Origin of the sequence: Aliiroseovarius sp., from assembly GCF_030148435.1 — a bacterium.
In the GTDB taxonomy this organism is placed as follows: domain Bacteria; phylum Pseudomonadota; class Alphaproteobacteria; order Rhodobacterales; family Rhodobacteraceae; genus JASBTN01.
In genome coordinates this window covers 1-19839 of sequence record NZ_JASBTN010000086.1, presented here as the reverse complement: position 1 = coordinate 19839, position 19839 = coordinate 1, and the positions used below count along the sequence as shown (strand labels likewise).

The 19839-nt window shown below is 63.7% G+C and carries 18 protein-coding genes; 11 read left to right on the top strand and 7 right to left on the bottom strand.

Going from position 1 to position 19839, the window contains the following annotated elements; translation table 11 throughout:
- Positions 1 to 50 precede the first annotated feature (50 nt).
- From Q1V43_RS16165 to Q1V43_RS16145, 5 genes are all read left to right on the top strand, one after another.
- Positions 51 to 704 (top strand): alpha/beta hydrolase, encoded by a 654-nt coding sequence (locus Q1V43_RS16165; protein ID WP_300520307.1) that lies wholly within the window; start codon positions 51 to 53, stop codon positions 702 to 704.
- A gap of 10 nt (positions 705 to 714) precedes the next feature.
- On the top strand, positions 715 to 945 hold the full coding sequence (locus tag Q1V43_RS16160) for a hypothetical protein (protein ID WP_300520304.1): 231 nt from the start codon (positions 715 to 717) through the stop codon (positions 943 to 945).
- Positions 938 to 2083: an HD domain-containing protein gene (locus Q1V43_RS16155; protein WP_300520302.1), complete on the top strand. Its 1146-nt coding sequence runs from the start codon at positions 938 to 940 to the stop codon at positions 2081 to 2083. Before Q1V43_RS16160 ends, Q1V43_RS16155 begins: the two co-directional genes overlap by 8 nt.
- 63 nt (positions 2084 to 2146) lie before the next feature.
- Entirely contained in the window at positions 2147 to 2854 is a 708-nt protein-coding gene (locus Q1V43_RS16150; protein WP_300520299.1) for a VIT1/CCC1 transporter family protein, read from the top strand.
- 2 nt (positions 2855 to 2856) lie between these two features.
- Positions 2857 to 3435 (top strand): 3'-5' exonuclease, encoded by a 579-nt coding sequence (locus Q1V43_RS16145; protein WP_300520296.1) that lies wholly within the window; start codon positions 2857 to 2859, stop codon positions 3433 to 3435.
- Between the two features lie 9 nt (positions 3436 to 3444).
- Here Q1V43_RS16145 and Q1V43_RS16140 read toward each other — a convergent pair whose 3' ends face one another.
- Positions 3445 to 4935: a carboxypeptidase M32 gene (locus Q1V43_RS16140; protein WP_300520294.1), complete on the bottom strand. Its 1491-nt coding sequence runs from the start codon at positions 4933 to 4935 to the stop codon at positions 3445 to 3447.
- 5 nt (positions 4936 to 4940) lie between these two features.
- Complete coding sequence (gene ctaA / locus Q1V43_RS16135) at positions 4941 to 6086, bottom strand: heme A synthase (RefSeq protein WP_300520292.1); 1146 nt, start codon at positions 6084 to 6086, stop codon at positions 4941 to 4943.
- 245 nt (positions 6087 to 6331) lie between these two features.
- On the opposite strand from ctaA, the gene gyrA reads away from it, so the two are divergent.
- From gyrA to gluQRS, 4 genes are all read left to right on the top strand, one after another.
- Positions 6332 to 9076, top strand: coding sequence for a DNA gyrase subunit A (gene gyrA, locus Q1V43_RS16130; RefSeq protein ID WP_300520290.1), 2745 nt, complete (start codon positions 6332 to 6334; stop codon positions 9074 to 9076).
- Between the two features lie 278 nt (positions 9077 to 9354).
- Positions 9355 to 9897: a hypothetical protein gene (locus Q1V43_RS16125; protein WP_300520289.1), complete on the top strand. Its 543-nt coding sequence runs from the start codon at positions 9355 to 9357 to the stop codon at positions 9895 to 9897.
- Between the two features lie 81 nt (positions 9898 to 9978).
- Entirely contained in the window at positions 9979 to 11322 is a 1344-nt protein-coding gene (trmFO, locus tag Q1V43_RS16120) for a methylenetetrahydrofolate--tRNA-(uracil(54)-C(5))-methyltransferase (FADH(2)-oxidizing) TrmFO (protein WP_300520286.1), read from the top strand.
- The gene (gluQRS, locus tag Q1V43_RS16115) at positions 11319 to 12149 is read left to right on the top strand and encodes a tRNA glutamyl-Q(34) synthetase GluQRS (RefSeq protein WP_300520284.1); all 831 of its coding nucleotides are present in this window, start codon (positions 11319 to 11321) and stop codon (positions 12147 to 12149) included. The genes trmFO and gluQRS overlap by 4 nt, the downstream gene beginning before the upstream one ends.
- Before the next feature lie 100 nt (positions 12150 to 12249).
- Here the strand turns inward: gluQRS and hisI are convergent, their stop codons facing one another.
- The gene (gene hisI / locus Q1V43_RS16110) at positions 12250 to 12609 is read right to left on the bottom strand and encodes a phosphoribosyl-AMP cyclohydrolase (protein WP_300520281.1); all 360 of its coding nucleotides are present in this window, start codon (positions 12607 to 12609) and stop codon (positions 12250 to 12252) included.
- Between the two features lie 94 nt (positions 12610 to 12703).
- Here hisI and Q1V43_RS16105 point away from each other — a divergent pair, with 94 nt between their 5' ends.
- Positions 12704 to 13144, top strand: a complete 441-nt coding sequence (locus tag Q1V43_RS16105; RefSeq protein WP_300520278.1) for an iron-sulfur cluster assembly scaffold protein — start codon at positions 12704 to 12706, stop codon at positions 13142 to 13144.
- A 53-nt stretch (positions 13145 to 13197) separates the two neighbouring features.
- Positions 13198 to 14610, top strand: a complete 1413-nt coding sequence (locus tag Q1V43_RS16100) for a methyl-accepting chemotaxis protein (protein WP_300520275.1) — start codon at positions 13198 to 13200, stop codon at positions 14608 to 14610.
- A 287-nt stretch (positions 14611 to 14897) separates the two neighbouring features.
- On the opposite strand, the gene Q1V43_RS16095 is transcribed toward Q1V43_RS16100, so the two are convergent.
- The 4 genes from Q1V43_RS16095 to Q1V43_RS16080 all read right to left on the bottom strand — a co-directional run.
- Positions 14898 to 15020: a hypothetical protein gene (locus Q1V43_RS16095; RefSeq protein WP_300520271.1), complete on the bottom strand. Its 123-nt coding sequence runs from the start codon at positions 15018 to 15020 to the stop codon at positions 14898 to 14900.
- Between the two features lie 111 nt (positions 15021 to 15131).
- Complete coding sequence (gene recG / locus Q1V43_RS16090; RefSeq protein ID WP_300520269.1) at positions 15132 to 17222, bottom strand: ATP-dependent DNA helicase RecG; 2091 nt, start codon at positions 17220 to 17222, stop codon at positions 15132 to 15134.
- Positions 17219 to 19468 carry an NAD-dependent DNA ligase LigA gene (ligA, locus tag Q1V43_RS16085; protein ID WP_300520266.1) on the bottom strand — a complete coding sequence of 750 codons (2250 nt, stop codon included), beginning with the start codon at positions 19466 to 19468 and terminating at the stop codon, positions 17219 to 17221. The genes recG and ligA overlap by 4 nt, the downstream gene beginning before the upstream one ends.
- Before the next feature lie 168 nt (positions 19469 to 19636).
- Positions 19637 to 19839, bottom strand: a 203-nt coding sequence (locus Q1V43_RS16080) for a helix-turn-helix domain-containing protein (RefSeq protein WP_300520263.1), incomplete at its 5' end; no start/stop codon positions are given.

Below are 19839 nucleotides of genomic sequence, written 5' to 3'. Positions count from 1 at the left end.
GTCAAGAAATCCGGGTGCGACAGAGAGACCGCAGAACAGATCGAGGACACATGCCCGAAGTGATTTTTCCCGGCCCCGAGGGCCGGTTGGAAGGCCGTTACCATCCGCAGAAGGAAAAAGACGCCCCGATCGCCATCATCCTGCATCCCCATCCGCAATTCGGCGGCACGATGAACAACAAGGTTGTCTACAACCTGCATTATGCTTTCCACAAGATGGGCTTTACCGTGTTGCGGTTCAATTTCCGTGGCGTGGGCCGGTCGCAGGGTGAATATGACCAGGGCGTGGGCGAATTGTCCGATGCGGCCTCGGCGCTGGATTACCTGCAGTCGATGAACCAGAATGCGAAACACTGTTGGGTCGCGGGGTTCTCTTTCGGTGCCTGGATCGGCATGCAGCTCCTGATGCGCCGGCCCGAGATCACCGGCTTTATCTCCGTGTCCCCGCCGGCCAACATGTATGACTTCAGCTTCCTGGCGCCCTGCCCCAGCTCGGGGCTGATCATCAACGGCACCAATGACCGTGTCGCCCCACCCGCAGACACCCATACCCTGGTCGACAAGCTGCACGAGCAGAAGGGCATCACCATCACCCATACCGAGGTCGAGGGCGCCGGGCACTTTTTCGAAAACGACCACATGGACACCATGATTACCTGCGTCGATGAATATGTGCGCCGCCGCCTGACCGAAAACACGCGCTGAGGGGCGGGCCATGGACCTACTGGAACAGGTAGCCGACAAGCTCGCGCAGGACGCGCTGGAAGCGGTGCGCGTGACCGGGGACGAGGACATCATCACCCAGGTGATGAAATCTGTGGGTTCGTCCTCGACCACGCTGGAAGAGGCCTTCATGACCGCCGTGCGCATCCGCCGCGCCGAAGCTCGCGGCCGCGCCCTGCTGGACGACCTGGTGCGGGTGCGGACACAAAAAGCGGATGGCTGAGCGCCTCACCCGCCAACTCGCCTTTCTGACCGAAGCAGACCGGCTGAAACTGGTGAACCGCTCCAACGTGCTGATGGATGGGTCGCGGCAGGAAAATTCGGCGGAGCATTCCTGGCATCTGGCGCTTTTTGCCCTGACCATGGCCGATCACGCGCCCGGCGTGGATATCGGCAAGGTCCTGTCCATGTGCCTGCTGCATGACCTGGTCGAAATCGACGCGGGCGATCACCCCATTCACGAGGATTTCGACGCCGCAGAGGTCGCGCGCAACGAACAGCGCGCCGCCGACCGGCTGTTCGGGATCCTGCCGGACGATCAGGGCGCTCATCTGCGGGCAATCTGGGAAGAATTCGAGGGGGCCGCCTCGCCCGAGGCCGCCTATGCCAAACGGGTCGATTTCATCCAGCCGGTGTTCCAGGTGCTGCTGTCGACCGGCGCGCCGGACTGGCATTTCGATATCGCGCGCGACAATCTGAAGACCGGTCGCACCGCGCCGATGGCGGACACCTGGCCCGCGCTGCACGGGTTGGCCACGCGTCTGCTGGACGGCCCCGCCGACATCCCCGGTGAGCTCAGGTTCCTTGCCGAGGCCGACCGGTTGAAAACCGTCACCCGCGCCACGCCGATCCTGTCGGCCGCGCGGCGCGAAAACTCGGCGGAACATTCCTGGCACCTGATGCTCTTTGCCCTCATTCTGGCCGAACAGGCCGCTCCGGGCGTCGACATCACCCGGGTCATGATGATGCTTCTGCTGCATGACCTGGTCGAAATCGACGCAGGCGACGTGCCGGTGCACGGGCAGGTGGACCACGCGGCGATCGCTGTGCTGGAACAGGCGGCGGCCGATCGGCTTTTCGGCCTCCTTCCCGAAGAAAAACGGTATGTTTTCAGGTCGATATGGGAAGAATTTGAAGCGGCGAAAACTTCCGATGCGGTTTTTGCGAAATCGCTTGACCGGGTGCAGCCGGTCATGGCGAACCTGGTCGATGGCGGCGGGTCGTGGATCGAATACAGCGTCACCCGCGACCAGCTTGAGACCCGCGTCGGCATCAAGGTCAAACGCGGAGCACCCGCCGTATGGGAGGCCCTGCGCCCCCGGATCGACGCCTGGTTCGCCAGCCACGCAGCGACCGGATAGCCGCTTGGCCGATTGGCAAAGGCAGCCTAGGCTGGGGGCAACCAGCGGAAAGGACAGCCAGCGATGACGTCCCTTGACGGTCGCATTCACGACTACCTGAAACAGATCACCTATGGCGGCAACGACGGGATCGTCACCACCTTTGCCATCGTCGCCGGCTTTGCAGGTGCCGAGGCGCAGGGCGTGGTCGGTCTGGGCGTGCTGGCGGTGCTGATCTTCGGGCTTGCCAACCTCACTGCGGATGCGGTCAGCATGGGCATGGGTGAATTCCTGTCGGGCCGGTCCGCCACCGAGCTTTTCCGCGCCCGTCACGCCCAGGTCGTGGACCGCGTCACGCGCGATCCGAAGACCGCCGCGGCCTCCATGGCCGAGCACCTGGTCGCCCAGGGCCTTGCCCGCGAGGATGCCCGCCATACCGCCGACCACCTGGCCACCAGCCCGACCCTGATGGCCGACCTCGTGCTGCGCTACGACTACGGGATGGAGGCACCGGACAGCCACAACCTGCGCGCCCGCGCCTTCGTGACCTTTCTGGCCTTCGTCTTTTTCGGCGCCATACCCCTGGCGCCTTTCGTCCTGCTGCCCGAAAACGCCGGGCGGTTCGGCTGGTCGGTCGCCGCCACCACTCTGGCCCTTGTTCTGCTGGGGCTGCTGCGCACTGCCGCGACCGGAGAACGGGCCGCCCGGTCGGTGGCGGAAACGGTGCTGGTCGGTGGGCTTTGCGCCGTTGTGGCCTACCTGGCCGGGCTATTCGTGGCCGGTCTGGGCTGACCATGCAACTGCCTGACGGTCCCTTTCGCTTCATCGCGCTCGACGTGGAAACCGCCAGTCGCGAAGCCGGCAGCATCTGCCAGATCGGGCTGGGCTGCGTGCGGCCGGACGGGGGCATCGAAACCTTTGCGACCTATGTGAACCCGCAGCAGCCATTCGCGCCTTTCAATACCGATCTGCACGGCATCGGCCCGGGCACGGTCGCGGGCGCGCCCACGTTCCCCGAGGCCTGGGCGGTCCTCTTCGACCTGCTCAATCGCCACCATCTGGTGCAGCACAGCAGCTTTGACCAGAAAGCGATCGAGGCGGCCTGCCGCGTCCATGGGCTTGAACGTCCGGAGCTGAGCTGGTCCGACAGCGTGAAAATCGCCCGGCGCGCCTGGCCCGAGTTCAAGGGCAATGGCGGTCATGGGCTGGGCCACCTGAAAACGGCGCTGGGGCTCGACTTCCGCCACCACGACGCGGGCGAAGATGCCCGGGCGGCGGCCGAGGTCGTGTTGCGGGCGGAAAAGCGGCTGCGGCTGGAGTTCCACCAGATTGCCGTGACCCGCTATAAGGCGCAGATCAAGTTGCCGCTGTAAACCACTGATCTAAAGTCGATAAATCGCGCCAAACTTGGCTTCGAGATAGTCCAGAAACGGCGCGACGGAGACCGGCGCACCAGTGGCCCGTTCAATGACCTGTTTCGGCTCATGAAGCCCGCCGTGTCGTTGTACCTTGTCAGCCAGCCATGTTGTAACCGAGGCCACGTCGCCCGCCGCAAGTTTCTCGTCCAGCTCCGGCATGTCGGCCCGCAGCGCCTGGTGCAGGCAGCCGGCATAGACATTGCCAAGGGAATAGGTCGGGAAATACCCGATCAGCCCCACGGCCCAGTGTACGTCCTGCAGGCAGCCGTTCGACGGCTTGTCCACGGTGACACCGAAATCGGCTTCGAACCGGGCATTCCAGGCCTCTTCCAGATCGGCCACCGCCAGATTTCCCGCCAGCATCTGCCGTTCCAGGTCGAAGCGCAGCATCACATGCAGGTTGTACTGCACCTCGTCCGCCTCGGTGCGGATATAGCCCGGGTGCAGCTTGTTCACCGCCCCGAAGAAGGCCTCCGGCGATGTGACAGAGAGCGGGCCGAACACCTCGGTCATGCGCCCGTGCAGCCAGCCGGTAAAGGCGGCGGAGCGGCCAAGCTGGTTTTCGTAGATCCGGCTCTGGCTTTCATGCACACCCATCGACACGCCCTGCCCCAGCGGGCTCATCAGATATGCGCGGTCGATGTTCTGTTCGTAACAGGCATGGCCGACCTCGTGGATCGTCGAATAGAAACAGTTGAACGGATCCACGTCCGAGGTGCGCGTGGTGATGCGCACGTCGAGCCCCGAGCCCGAGGAAAACGGATGCACCGCCCTGTCGAGCCGCCCGTGGGACATGTCATAGCCGAATGTGCGGGCCAGTTCGCGGGCCAGTTTCATCTGCTTGCGTTCGTCGAAACGCCCCTCCAGCGTAGCGGGCTGTTGCGCCGCGCCCATGCAGGCATCGCGCAGCGTCACCAGGCGCGGTCGCAGCGCGTCGAACATCGCCTGCAGCTCGGCCCCGGTGGCGCCGGGTTCGTAGTCCTCCAGCAGCGCATCATAAAGGTCGCCGCCATCCGCGAGCGCCTCGGCTTCCTCGCGTTTCAGACGCAGGATGTTTTCCAGCACCGGTTTGAAGGATTGGAAATCGTCGTCCGCACGGGCCTTGGCCCATTGCCCCTGCGCCTCGGAGGTGACGCGCGCCAGTTCTCCGGCGAGAGCGGCGGGGATGCGTGTCTTGCGCTCAAAAGAGCGGCGGATGTGACGCAGGTGGGCGCGACCGACCTCATCGAGCGTGCCTTCCTCGATCGCCGACAGCCACTCCCCCACACGCGGATCGGTGCGGCGGCTGTGGATGACATGTTCGAGCGCGCCCATTTCCTCGGCCCGTTGTGGTGCGGCCCCGCGCGGCATCACGGTTTCCTGGTCCCAGCCCAGCCGCCCGGCGATCTGCGCCAGGGCCTGGGTCTCGCGGTCATGGGCAATCAGCGCCTCATAGGGGGTCGCGACATCTTTCATCCGGCTTAGCCCCTGACACTTTGTTCGGCGGGATACCCTGCCTGGAACCGCGCGCGCAGCACCAGCACGAAGGCAAGGATCGCCCCGACCTGGTGGGTGATCGCGGCGTGAAGCTGTGCGGCGGTCAACAGCGTGGCGATGCCCAGAACGACCTGGGTCATCAGCATCACCATCGCCAGGGCAACCGCCTGGCGGGTCAGGGCGTGGGGCGAACGGCGCGACATGTTCCAGACCACGACGGCGAAGATCACGACAAGATAGCCAACGATCCGGTGAATGAACTGCACCAGACCCGCGTTTTCAAAGAAGTTGCGCCACAGCGGTTCCAGGTCGAAGGCATAGGGCGGGAAGAACTGGCCCCCCATCAGAGGCCATTCGGCATAGCTGCGCCCGGCGTCAATGCCGGCCACCAGCGCGCCCAGCAGGATTTGCAACGCGACCAGGTGCAGAAGGCCGGTGGAGAGGCCGAAGAGGCGTTTTTCGCGCGCCCGGCGGGCCGTCATCAGCGTGGGTTCGTCACGGCCCAACAGCAGGATATACCAGCTGATCAGGCCGAGGATCAGGAAGGCCAGCCCGAGGTGGGTGGCCAGACGATAGGAGGCCACGTCGACCATCTCTCCGGTCAGGCCCGACGAGACCATCCACCAGCCGATTGCCCCCTGCGCGCCGCCGAGCACACCCAACAGAAACAGGCGCGGAGCCCAGCCGGCGGGAATGCGTTTCGTCACCAGGAAGCCCAGGAAACCGAGGGCCCAGACCAAGCCGACGAACCGGCCCAGCTGGCGATGGCCCCATTCCCACCAGTAGATCGTCTTGAACCCTTCCAGGGTCATGTTGCTGTTCTGCAGCTCGAATTCCGGGATCGCCTTGTATTTCTCGAACTCCGCCATCCAGGCGGCCTCTCCGATTGGCGGCAACGCCCCCGAAATCACGTTCCATTCGGTGATCGACAAGCCGGAATCCGTCAACCGGGTCAGCCCGCCCACGATCACCATGGCAGCGACCAGGGTGAACAGCACCATCAGCCAGAGCCGGATCAGGCCGCGCCCGCGTCCCCCGCCACCGCCCCGGGCGATCCCCCCGGTTCTGGCGGCCAGGCGCGTGCCGGCCTCGTCGCTGACTTCCTCGAAAACGCTGCGATTTCCGGCCATGGATACCCCCTGGATTTGAGCCTTTCGCTTCGGCGGGGATAATCCTTCAGATGGGCGCGGGGGACAAGCCTTGAAACGCTCTGCGCGACATTTGCCCCGGGCGGTGAAAATCTACTCGGATTCCGGCCCGGTTTTCGGCTCGAAAAACGTCTCGCCCCAGTCTCTTGTGGTTGCCCCTGACGACAGGCGGATGATATAGTGTCCCGAATGACAAGAAGACGCGCGACAGACCAGAGGCGGCCATTGTGAGCGACACTCCCGACACCCCTGAAAATCAAGACGAAATGATGCCGGAACGCCCCCAATGGGATGGTCCGCATATCGCCATCGAGGAGGAGATGAAAAGCTCCTATCTGGACTATGCGATGAGCGTCATCGTCTCGAGGGCCATCCCCGACCTGCGCGACGGGTTGAAACCGGTGCATCGGCGCATTCTTTATGCAATGCAGCAGGGCGGTTACACCCACGACAAGCCTTATCGAAAATCGGCCAAGTCGGTCGGCGACGTGATGGGCTCGTTCCACCCGCATGGCGATAGCGCGATCTATGACGCGCTGGTGCGCATGGCGCAGGATTTTTCCATGTCGCTGATGCTGATCGACGGCCAGGGCAACTTCGGTTCGATGGACGGCGACAACCCGGCGGCCATGCGCTATACCGAAAGCCGCCTGGCCAAGGCTTCGCAGATGCTGCTGACCGACCTCGACAAGGGCACGGTCGATTTCCAGGACAACTATGACGGCAAGGAACAGGAACCCACTGTCCTGCCGGCCAAGTTCCCGAACATGCTGGTCAATGGCGCGGGCGGCATCGCCGTCGGCATGGCCACGAACATCCCGCCCCACAACCTGGGTGAAGTGGTCGACGCGACGCTGGCAATGATCGAGGAGCCGGATATTTCGGACGAACGGCTGATGGAGATCATTCCGGCCCCGGATTTCCCCACCGGCGGCATCATTCTTGGCCGCTCCGGCGCGCGCAAGGCTTATCTGGAAGGCCGCGGCAGCGTCATCATCCGCGCCAAGACCCGCGTGGAAGAAATCCGCAAGGACCGCTACGCCATCGTGCTGGACGAGATCCCCTACCAGGTCAACAAGGCCTCGATGATCGAGAAGATCGCGGATCTTGTGCGCGAGAAGAAGCTCGAGGGGATTTCCGGCATCGCCGATGAATCGGACCGGGTCGGGGTGCGCGTGGTGATTGAACTGAAGCGCGACGCGACTGCCGAGGTCGTGTTGAACCAGCTGTTCCGGTTCACCCAGATGCAGACCTCCTTCGGCTGCAATATGCTGGCCCTGAACGGCGGTCGCCCCGAACAACTGACTCTGCGCGATTTCCTGAGCCATTTCATTACCTTCCGCGAGGAAGTTGTCACCCGCCGCACCGCGTTCGAGCTGCGCAAGGCGCGCGAACGCAGCCATATCCTCTGCGGTCTGGCCGTGGCGGTCTCGAATGTGGACGAGGTGGTCGCGACGATCCGCAGCTCCGCCGACCCGGCGGATGCGCGCGCCAGGCTGATGGAGCGCCGCTGGCCGGCCCATGACATCGCCGAATACATCCAGTTGATCGACGATCCGACCCACAAGATGAACGAGGACGGGACCTATAACCTGTCCGACACCCAGGCCCGCGCGATCCTAGAACTGCGCCTGCAACGCCTGACCGCGATGGGGGTCAAGGAAGTCACCGACGAACTTCAGGAACTCGCCGCAAAGATCCGGGATTACTTGGATATTCTTCGGTCGCGCGAGCGCATTCTGGGCATTATTTCGGGCGAATTGACCGAAGTGCGCGACGCATTCGCCGTGCCGCGACGCACCGAGATCGTCGACTGGTCCGGTGACATGGATGACGAGGACCTGATCGAGCGCGAGGACATGGTTGTGACCATTACCGCCTCGGGTTGGGCCAAGCGCACCCCGCTGGCCGATTTCCGCGCCCAGAAACGCGGCGGCAAGGGCCTGTCCGGCATGCAGACCAAGGATGAGGACGCAATCACCACCCTATTCGTCGCCAATACCCATACGCAGCTTCTGTTCTTCACCGACGACGGCATGGCCTACAAGTTGAAGACCTGGCGCCTGCCGCAGGGCGGGCGCACCGCCAAGGGCAAGCCGCTGGTCAACATCCTGCCGATCCCGACCGGCGTTTCAATCGCTGCCATTCTGCCGGTGGATCGGGATGAAAAGGACTGGGACGACTTGCAGATCGTCTTTGCCACGTCGAAGGGGTCTGTCCGCCGCAACCGTCTGTCCGACTTCACCAATGTGAAATCGAACGGCAAGATCGCGATGAAATTCGAAGGCGAAGATGAGGGCACCCGCTTGATCAACGCAAAAATTTGCGATGAAAATGATGACGTTATGCTCGTAACTTCAAGTGGTCGTGCCATCCGGTTCCCGGTCACTGATGCGCGCGTGTTCAACTCGCGCAGCTCCACCGGGGTGCGCGGCATCAAGCTGGTCAATGACGGGGATGAGGTCGTTTCGGCCTCGGTCATCCGTCATTTCGAGGCCACCCCTGATGAACGCACCGCCTTCATCAAACGATTCCGCGGCGAACTGGGCAGCGATCTGTCCGACGACGAGGTCAACGAAGAGGCGTCCGACGATCTGCCTGAAGAACGCTATCAGCAAATGCTGGCAGCAAATGACCTTCTGGTCACGATCAACAAGGGCGGCACCGGCAACCTGACCTCGAGCCATGATTATCGGGTCAGCGGACGCGGTGGTCAGGGTGTCGCGGCGATGAGGGGCGGCAATATCGTCGCCTGTTTCCCGATCCACCTTGGCGACCAGATCATGCTGGCGACCTCCAAGGGGCAGTCGATCCGCTGCCCTGTGGATGGTATCTCCTTCCGCTCGCGTGGGGCTGGCGGCGTCAAGGTATTCAACACCGGCAAGGGCGAAAGCGTCGTTTCGGTGGCACGTATTGCCGAGCAGAGCGACGACGAGGCCACGGAGGTGGACAGCCAGGGTGGTGAAGAATAGGCGCTCACCCCGCGCGGCGGGCTGAGCGACGGTAGCGAGCGGGCGCGAGCCCGGCTCCCGGACCGCCCTGGCCCTGGGCCGATCCCCCCTGTTCCAGCGAGACCTTCCCGTTCAGAGGCGGAAACAGAAGGGGGGCAGAACCGTATATTGACGCTTCTGCCCCAACAATCACCCCTCCAAGGGCCAAGTTTTGCCCGATTTGCCCCTATCCTGTCTCTTGGCTCAAAGAAACAAGAGCGGAGCCGAAGACCCCGCAAGACATCAAGGGGGTGGAGGGAATGGGTATGATACGGGCAGAAACACTCTGCATTTCCCCGGCCGGACACCGGGCCCTGAGGCTGGTGCTTCTGGCCTGGTTTACCGGTGTTGCGGCACAGATCCTGCCCTGGCCTCAGGGGCTCGCTCTTGCGTATACGCTGTTCCCCGGCGAATTCGGCCTGTTCACGTTCAATGCTCTGGTCTTTGCCCTGGCCTGGGCGATGAGCCTGGGACCGACCCTGCGCCTGCCCGCCCTTTATCTGAGCCTTACCGTCGCCGTGGCGGCGGTGCTTGCCAAGCTCTCCGGCATGGCGATTGATTCACAGGCCTATTGGCGTGATGTGGCGCTCCTGTCCGGGCTGCTTCTGACCTTGTTGCCGGTAGCAAGCCCTGCCCGGGCGGACCGAAACACGCTTGCCCACCGTACGCGTCTGGTGCGCCGAAAGGGCGCGGTGGCGCATCTGCATCCTGCCGGCGCCTGCGACTCTTCGGGCCACGCGGCCTTTGCAGAAAACCCGGATGACATGGCGCGCAGCTTCGCCCGGTCGCTGGCCATGAAATAGGGCCGCTGGCGCCGAGCTGTTTCGCGTCCCTGGGCCCAAGTGCTCTTTCCAAGGCCACGACGCTGCCCTATATCCCGGCCCATGACACAGGAACTTCATATCGTCGGCGGCGGGCTTGCGGGCTCCGAGGCCGCCTGGCAGGCTGCAAGGATGGGGATCGACGTGGTGATCCACGAGATGCGCCCCAAGGTCGAAACTTTCGCCCACCAGACCGGCGACCTGGCCGAAATGGTCTGCTCGAACTCCTTCAGGTCGGATGATGACGAACAGAATGCCGTGGGCCTTCTCCATTGGGAGATGCGCGCGGCCGACGGGCTGATCATGCGCATGGCCGACGCCCATCGCCTGCCGGCCGGTGGCGCGCTGGCCGTGGACCGCGACGCCTTTTCCCGGGGCGTAACCGCCGAACTGACCGCCCTGCCGAACCTGCGCGTGGACTATGGCGAAGTGACCGACCTGCCCAAGGATGGCCACTGGATCTTCGCCACCGGCCCCTTGACCAGCCCGTCCCTGGGCCAGGCGATCCAGACCGAGACCGGCGCCGAACGCCTGGCCTTCTTTGACGCCATCGCCCCGATCGTGCATGCCGACAGCATCGACATGGATGTGGTCTGGGCGCAGTCGCGGTATGACAAGGGCGACACCGAGGCAGAGCGCAAGGCCTACCTCAACTGCCCGATGACCCGCGACCAGTACGAGGCCTTCATCGACGCGCTTCTGGCCGCCGACAAGACCGAGTTCCACGAGGGCGAAACGGCGAACTATTTCGACGGCTGCCTGCCGATCGAGGTGATGGCCGAACGCGGCCGCGAGACGCTGCGCTTCGGCCCAATGAAACCGATTGGCCTGACGAATGCACACAAGCCCGGGGAAAAGGCCTATGCGGTGGTACAACTGCGTCGCGACAATGCCCTGGGCACGCTTTTCAACATCGTCGGCTTCCAGACCAAGATGAAATACGGCGCCCAGGCGCAGGTATTCCGCATGATCCCGGGGTTGGAGAACGCCTCTTTCGCGCGGCTCGGCGGTATTCACCGCAACACGTTCATGAACTCTCCCACCCTGCTGGATCAGCAGATGCGCCTGAAATCGCGCCCCAACCTGCGCTTTGCCGGTCAGGTGACAGGTGTCGAGGGCTACGTGGAAAGCGCTGCCATGGGGTTGCTCGCGGGGCGCTTTGCCGCCGCCGAAATTCTGGGTCGGCCCCTGCCCCCGGCCCCGAAGAACTCGGCCATGGGTGCGATGATCCACCACATTACCGGCGGGGCCGAGGCCAAATCCTTCCAGCCGATGAACGTGAACTTCGGCCTGTTCCACCCTGTTGACGGGCTCAAAGGCGGGCGGCGCGGGCGCAAGGACCGCTACAAGGCCTATACCGATCGGGCCAAGGCCGAATGGCAGGGCTGGCTTGATACGCAGGCATGATCACCCGCTTCGCCCCTTCGCCCACCGGGCCCCTGCACCTGGGTCATGCCTATTCGGCGCTTCTGGCCCATGACATGGCGCGCGCGGCGGGGGGCGCGTTTCACCTGCGCATCGAGGACACGGACACGGAGCGCTGCCGCCCGGAATGGGAGGCGCTGATCTTCGAGGACATGGAATGGCTTGGCCTGACCTGGGAGCAGCCAGTCCTGCGCCAGTCCGAACATCTGGACAGCTACAATGCCACGCTGCTGCGGTTGGCAGACCGGGGATTGCTCTATCCCTGTTCCTGCTCGCGCAGCGCCATCCGCGCCGCGATGAGCGCCCCGCAGGAAGGCGTGCCCGCCGCCGAATCCTACCCCGGCACCTGCCGTCCCCGCCCCATGTCCGACCGCAAACCCGGCGACGCCCTGCGTCTGAACATGGCCAAGGCCGTGGCTCGGACCGGCCCCATGACCTTCACCGAAACCGGCCCGAAACACGCCGCAACGCATAGGGTCGATCCAGACCGGCTTGTCGCGGAAATCGGAGACGCCGTGCTCGGTCGAAAGGAGATCGAGACCGTCTCCTACGTGCTCGCCGCCGTGATCGACGACGCGGGCCAGGGCATGACGGACATCATCCGGGGTGAGGACCTTTGGCAGATCACCTTCCTGCAAGTGCTGCTGCAAAACCTGCTGGACCTGCCCACACCGCGTTATCATCACCACGTTCTGATCCGCGACGAGACCGGCAAACGCCTCGCCAAACGCGACGACGCCAGGGCGATCCGCACTTATCGCGACAATGGCGCCTCGCCCGAGGACATCCGCCGCATGGTCGGGCTCTGACCCCTTTCATCTTTCCACAAATATCCTGCGGGGTCGCCATGGGGCGCCATTGGTCCGAGCACAATGGCGACGGGGGCGCAATTCCCTCAGTTCTGCCCCCTCAGCCCATCGGATCCATCAACTCGACCTCAGCCCCGTCCCGGACCGCCGTATAGAAACAGCTCCGCCGGTTGGTATGACAGGCCGGCCCCACCTGGTTCACCCGCACCAGCAAACAGTCGCGGTCGCAGTCGAAACGGAACTCCACCAGCTCCTGCACATGGCCCGAGCTTTCGCCCTTTACCCAGTACGACTGGCGCGAGCGCGACCAGTAGGTGACGCGGCGCGTCTCAAGCGTGCGGGTCACGGCCTCGGCATTCATCCAGGCCATCATCAGCACCTCGCCGCTGGCAGCATCCTGCGCAATTGCCGGGACGAGCCCCTTTTCGTCGAATTTCAACGAAGTGACATCGAATTGCATGGCTTGTCCTTTCCATTTCCCGCCCGTCCCCCTATCTAGGGCGAACCGGCGCATAGGAAAAGCCGGGAAACTGCCAAGGACACCGGGGACCGCCATGAGCGACAGCGACCTCATCAAGCTTTATTCCAAACAGATTCTGGCGCTGGCTGCGGATATCCCGCACCTGGGCAGTCTCGAGGCACCGGACGCCAGCATCAAGAAACGGGCGCCGCTCTGCGGGTCGACCGTCACCGTCGATCTGACCAGCGATGGCGAGACGGTACGGGAATTTGCCCAGACCGTGAAAGCCTGCGCCCTGGGTCAGGCCTCGGCCTCGATCCTGGGCGCCCATGTGACCGGGGCCCGCCGCGCAGAGCTGCAGGAAGCCCGCAATGCCCTGGCCGCCATGCTGGCCGAGGACGGGCCCACGCCCCCTGCCCCCTTCGACGGGCTCGAAGTGCTCCGGCCCGCGCGGGAATTCAAGAACCGGCATGCCTCGATCCTGCTGGCCTGGGACGCCACGCTGGCCGCCCTTGAGGCGGTGCCTGCGGATTAAGCGAATCTCAACCCGGGACGCCTATGGATGGACCTTCCAACCGGAGGTCCACCGTGAAAGAAAATCAGAGATTCGATTCGGCTCGGCCCGCGCCCGACAGCCTGTCCAAACTGACTGCGGACGCGTCAAAGCTGGGCCATGACCTGGTCGACGTGGCCGGTTTCCTGCAGAATGTGGACGAGAAGAGTGCGAGACAGCTTCAGGCGATCGTCGACCTGTCCAGCCAGGCACAGGATGTGCTGGGAGCTAACCAGCGGGTCCGCTCCGCCCTGGGGGAACTGATCGAAAGCACGGGCAGCACCGTGACCACGGTCGAAAGCTCCGCCGAACTGGTGCGCCACGGCGGGGCCAAGGCTCAGGACATCGCAAGCTGGGTGCAGGCCCTGTCAGACCAGATGACGGCCATGGCCGGCTCGCTGGACTCGGTCCTGCGCTCGAACAAGGAAATCGCCGCCATTGCCAGCCAGGTAAACATCCTTGCCATCAATGCCAAGATCGAAGCCGCCCGCGCCGGTGACGCCGGACGTGGTTTCGCCGTCGTGGCGGAAGCGATCAACGAATTGTCCGGCAAGACAGCCGACGCGGCCGGAAGCATTTCCCAGAATGTCACCGCCCTGTCCGAACAGGTGAGCCGGTTGACCAAGGATACGGAGGAGGTATCGGCCACGGCAGATGCTGTTTTGAAGGAATCGCATGAGGCGGACGAAGCGATGGGGCAGATCGCCGCCGCTGCCGTTGAAAGCGCGCGTCAGTCCGACCGGATTCGTGTCGAGGCAGAAACCGTGCGCGAGGCCGTTGAGAACTTCCTGCCGACCTTCGACCAGATCGGTGAAAGTGTCGGCGACACTGCCCGCGGCGTGCACCTGGCCACGGAACAGACCAACGGGTTGGTCGACCTGACCGAGACCATCGTGCAGGACACGGTTGCCCTGGGCGGCCGGACCCTGGACCAGCCGATGATCGACCGGGTCCAGGCGGATGCGGCGCAAATCGCGGCCATGTTCGAACAGGCCGTCAAAGCCGGGTCCATCAGGATGGAGGCGCTGTTCACCCGCCAGTACCAGGAAATCCCGGGCAGCAATCCCCAGCAGGTGCTGGCCCCCTTTACTGATCTTTGCGACCAGGTGCTGCCGCCGATCCTCGAAAAGGCGCTGGACTTCGACCCGCATATCGTCTTCTGCGCCGCGGTGGATGTGAACGGGTACCTGCCGACCCATAACGTGAAATTTTCGCAACCGCAGGGCACGGACCCGGACTGGAACATGGCGCATTGCCGCAACCGGCGGATTTTCGATGACCGCGTGGGGCTGAAGGCCGGTCGATCGACCGCGCCCTTCCTGTTACAGGTCTATCGCCGCGACATGGGCGGTGGGCAATTCGCAATGATGAAGGACCTGTCCGCGCCGATCCGCGTAAACGGTCGTCACTGGGGCGGACTGCGCCTCGCCTACCGGTTCAGCGACTGAAGCGTTTCGATTTAGGGGTGAGGCGCACCAGGGAGGTGGACCGCCCGAAAGGCGCCGGAAACCTGGCCTGTCCTTCAAGCAAGGGACAGAGCCATCCGGTCCAAAGAAAAAACCGCCGCACCCCGGGACAGTGGGATGCGGCGGCAGTTGCGGCTCTCAGGCTCCGGCGACCCCGGTCGGAATGAGGCAGAAACCCCGGGGTCAGGACAGTGGTGGATCAGCAGAAACCACCAGCGCATCGAATTGGGACAGGATGCGAGGATCCGGACAGGTCCGCAGGCAGAGGGTCAGATGATCCCCGGGAAGTGAAGAGCGCCGATCAGAACAACCATCAGGGCACATCCCCCCGCGACATCCTGCCAGATCGTGGCGGAAGACCGGGACAGCACGGCTTTGACCTCGTTCAACATCGACATTCTCCTGCTCTCGTTGCCCATCTTTGTTGCTTATTTGTTCTCACTTTCCCCGCAGATTGTAAAGAACTTTTTAAGAACATTTGAGAGCAAACTGGAAATCGTGAGTTAACCCACTGAAATCAAACGGATCGCTTCATCCTGCCGCATGAGCCACAACAGAACGCGTGCCGCGGCCCCGCGGGCGGATTCCAGCCCGGGGTCCTGTTCCAACAACAAGCGCGCGTCTTTCTGTGCCACGGCCATGAGTCCCGCCTGGTGTTCCAGGTCGCCGACCTGGAAACGCGGCAGCCCGGATTGCGCGGTGCCGATCAGGTCGCCAGCACCGCGCATTTCCAGGTCTTCCTCGGCAATGCGGAACCCGTCTTCGGTTTCGCGCATGATTTCGAGCCGCCGCTGCCCGGTTTCGGTCAGCGGGGCCTGATAGAGCAACAGGCAGGTCGAAGCCGCCTTGCCGCGCCCGACCCGTCCCCGAAGCTGGTGCAACTGCGCAAGACCGAAATGTTCGGCCCGCTCGATCACCATGATCGAGGCATTTGGCACGTCCACCCCGACTTCGATCACCGTGGTGGCAACCAGAACGCCGGTCTCGCCACGTTGAAAGGCGCGCATCGCAGCGTCCTTTTCCGAAGGGGTCATCTGCCCGTGCACCAGCCCGACAGCGCCTTCGCCGAGCGCCGCGCGCAGCTGTTTGAACCGCTCTTCGGCGGCGACCATATCCATGGTCTCGCTTTCTTCGACCAGTGGACAGACCCAATAGGCCTGGCGCCCTTCGGCCAGTGCCGCACGCAGCCGTTCGACCACTTGGTCGAGCCGCCCGGTCTGCACCATGGCCGTTGTGATCGGTATTCGGCCGGGCGGCTTTTCATCCAGCACGCTCACGTCCATATCGCCATATTGCGCCAGGGCCAGCGATCTGGGAATCGGCGTCGCGGTCATGACCAGGACATCCGAGGCATCGCCCTTTGCCCCCAACTCCATGCGTTGCGTCACGCCAAAACGGTGCTGTTCGTCAACAATGGCCAGGCGAAGATCCTGAAAGTGAACATCTTTTTGAAACACGGAATGAGTTCCGACTAGGATTTGTATGTCGCAGCGGGCCAAGGCGGCCAATTTTTCCGCCCGTTCACGCCCCTTGTCCCGGCTTGTCAGGATTTCGACCCTGACACCGGCCAGTTCCGCCAGGGGGCGCAAACCTTCCAGATGCTGTTGCGCCAGGATCCCGGTGGGCGCCATCATCACCCCCTGCCCGCCAGCCTCGACCGCCACGAGCAGCGCCAGGAAACCGACCAGCGTCTTGCCGGCACCGACATCGCCCTGCAACAGCCGGTTCATGCGCAGGCCCGAGCCCATGTCGGCCGTGATCTCGGTCACTGCGCGGGTCTGTGCATTGGTCGGCGCATAGGGCAAGCCCTCCAGCACCTTCCTCTGCAACTCCCCGGTCGCGATGCTGACCCGTCCCTTCCCGCGACGGACCTGGAGCCGGGCGATGGCCAGGGTCAGCTGATGGGCAAAGAACTCGTCATAGGCCAGACGCCGCCGCAGCGGATGGCTATGCGACAGCTCGTCCATGCCTTCCGGGCTGTGCGATGCCCGCACCGCGTCATGCCAGTCCGGCCAATGTTCGCGTGCCTTCAACGCCGGGTCGATCCATTCTGCAAGCGGCGGAACCCGTGTCAGAACTTCGCCGATTGCTTTCAGCATAAGACGCTGAGTTATCCCCGACGCAAGGTGGTAGACCGGTTCGAAATCCGGGATACGCCCCGCGTCTGCGGGCGGCACGATATGGTCGGGATGCACGATCTGCAGGATCCCGTCGAAGGATTCGACTTTCCCGGACACAATCCGCTTTTCACCGACAGGCAGGTTCGCATCCAGCCAGCGGTCATTGGCGTGGAAAAAGACCAGATGGAAGCTGGTCAGCGCATCCGTGACCTCGACCTTGTAAGGCGCGCCCGGTCCCCGCGGCGGAAAATGGCGGTTGACCGTGACTTCGACCGTGGCCGTCGCGGGGGGATCCACCTCCAGGACCGAGGCGCGGAATTGCCGGTCCACACCGGAATAAGGCAAGGAAAACAACAAATCACGCGGCTTTTCGATCCCAAGAGCAGCAAAGGACCTGGCCGTCTTGGGGCCGACCCCTCCAAGAGTTTCGAGATCCGCGAACAGCGGATAAAGGATTTCCGGCCGCGTGCTCATAGCCCCCCGATCAGTACGATCCAACCGTCTTCGTCAATGATTTCGACGCCGAGGTCGGCGGCTTTTCTGGCCTTGGATCCGGCCCCGGGCCCGGCAATCAAAAGGTCGGTCTTGCCCGAAACGGAGCCCGAGACCTTGGCTCCCAGGGCTTCGGCGCGCGCCTTTGCCTCGGCGCGGGTCATCTTTTCGAGCGTGCCGGTAAAGACCACGGTCTTTCCGGCCACGGGGCTGTCGTCTGTTGGCGCTTCGGTGGCTTGGATTGTGAGCAATGCGATCAAGCGGTCGATCGATGCCCGTTCACGCGGGTTGGCGAAGGCGTCGGAAAGAGACAGGGCAAGCGCCGGACCGACGCCGTCAATGGCGATCAATTCGTTCCAACTGTCCAGAGCATCAGCCTCAACCGGTTCGATGTTGAAGGCCGTCTCGCGCATAGGTTTGATCCGGGCGCGGCGCCCTTCACTGGTCGCCCGACGGCGTTCGGTTTCCTCGGCCAGATCCGCGCGTCGATGCGCCATGGCCGCGGGGCGCGCGCGGTCCAAAGCCTTTTCAAGACCCTGCCAGGTCGCGAAATGCCGTGCCAGATCGCGCGCCGCGGCCTCGCCGACGTGGCGAATCCCCAACCCGAACAGCACCCGGTCAAAGGCTATGTCCTTCCGGCGCGTTTCAATGGCGGCGAAAAGGTTCTCTGCCGAAGTGTCACCCCAGCCGTCGCGGTTTTTCAGCCGGGCCAGATTCTGCGCATCGCGCTCCCTGAGGGTAAAGATATCAGCCGGCTCGCGGATCGGCAGGGTTTCGTCGGCAAAGAACATTTCGATCTGACGGGCGCCGAGCCCCTCGATGTCGAAAGCCCCGCGAGACACGAAATGCTTCAATTTTTCAATCGCTTGCGCGGGGCAAATCAGGCCGCCTGTGCACCGCCGTATGGCATCGCCTTCCTCGCGCACCGCATCCGAACCGCATTCCGGACAAGTTGTCGGGAAGTCGTAGGGCCGGGCATCGTCGGGACGTTTTGACAAGTCCACATCGGCGACTTTCGGGATCACGTCCCCGGCGCGGTAGACCTGCACCCAGTCGCCCACGCGGATGTCCTTGCCGTCCCGGATCACGCTCCCCTTGCTGTCCCTGCCCGCGATATAGTCCTCGTTGTGCAGGGTGGCGTTCGAGACGACAACTCCGCCGACAGTTACCGGGGCGAGCCGGGCGACCGGGGAGAGCGCGCCGGTGCGTCCGACCTGGATGTCGATTGCCCCGAGCCGGGTCCAGGCGGTTTCGGCCGGGAACTTGTGGGCGATGGCCCAGCGGGGCGTGGTGGAACGGAAGCCCAAACGCGCCTGCAACGCGAGGTCGTCGACCTTGTAGACCACGCCGTCGATGTCATAGCCCAGCGTCGCACGCTGGGCCTCGATGGATGTGTAGTGGTCGATCAGCTCGCGCGTTGACCGGCAAAGCCTTGTCAGCGGGTTGGTCTGGAATCCAAGCTGTTTCAGCCGGTCGATCGCCGCCATCTGGGTGTCAGCCAGCGGCGCGCTGAGCGCGCCCCAGGCATAAGCAAAAAAGCGCAGCGGGCGGGCGGCGGTAATGGTGGCATCCAACTGGCGCAGGGAGCCGGCGGCGGCGTTGCGAGGGTTGGCGAACGTCTTGCCCCCCCGTTCGGCGTGGCGGCTGTTCAGTGCCTCGAAATCGGCATGCGACATATAGACTTCGCCGCGCACTTCCAGTGTCTCCGGCGCGTTTTCGATCTGTTGCGGGATATCCTTGATCGTGCGGGCATTGGCGGTGACATTCTCGCCCACTGCCCCGTCGCCACGGGTGGCGGCCTGGGTCAACCGGCCGTTTTCATAGCGCAGGGACAGCGACAGCCCGTCGATCTTCGGCTCGGCCGTGTAGGCCAGAGGTGCATTGCGTGGGAGACCCAGAAAGCTGCGAACGCGGCTGTCGAATTCGGCGACGTCCTCATCTTCAAACGCGTTTCCGAGAGACAGCATGCGCACCGCATGGGGAATTTTGCCAAACCCCTCGTCCGGGCCCGCTCCCACCTGGTCTGTCGGGCTGTCGGCGCGTTTCAGATCGGGAAAGCGCGCCTCGATCTCGGCATTGCGGCGTCTGGCGGCGTCATATTCGGCATCGCTGATTTCTGGCGCGTCTTCGGCGTGATAGGCATGATTGGCCTTTGCCAGCAGATCGGCCAACCGCGCGAGCTCTGCCTCTGCCTGTGCCTTGGTCAATGCCTCGACCGAAATTTCCATGCCCCACTCCTGCGCACCGTTTTCCAAGTGATAGGCTTGCGTGACCCCGGCGTCCAGACAGGAGATTGCAGCAGGCCGGAAAGAGAAACCCGGCCGCGCATTTCTGAGCGACCGGGGCCGGAGGGAACGGGTCCGCCCTGAGGTTGAAACCCTTACGGGCAGAAATTGTCAGGCACCCAGGGCGATCTGAGCGTCAAGCTCCGCCGGTTCCGGATCGCGCAGCACATAGCCGCGGCCCCAGACCGTTTCGATGTAATTGTCGCCGCCCGTGGCATTGGAGAGTTTTTTGCGCAGTTTGCAGATGAAAACGTCGATGATCTTCAGCTCGGGCTCGTCCATACCGCCATAGAGGTGGTTCAGGAACATTTCCT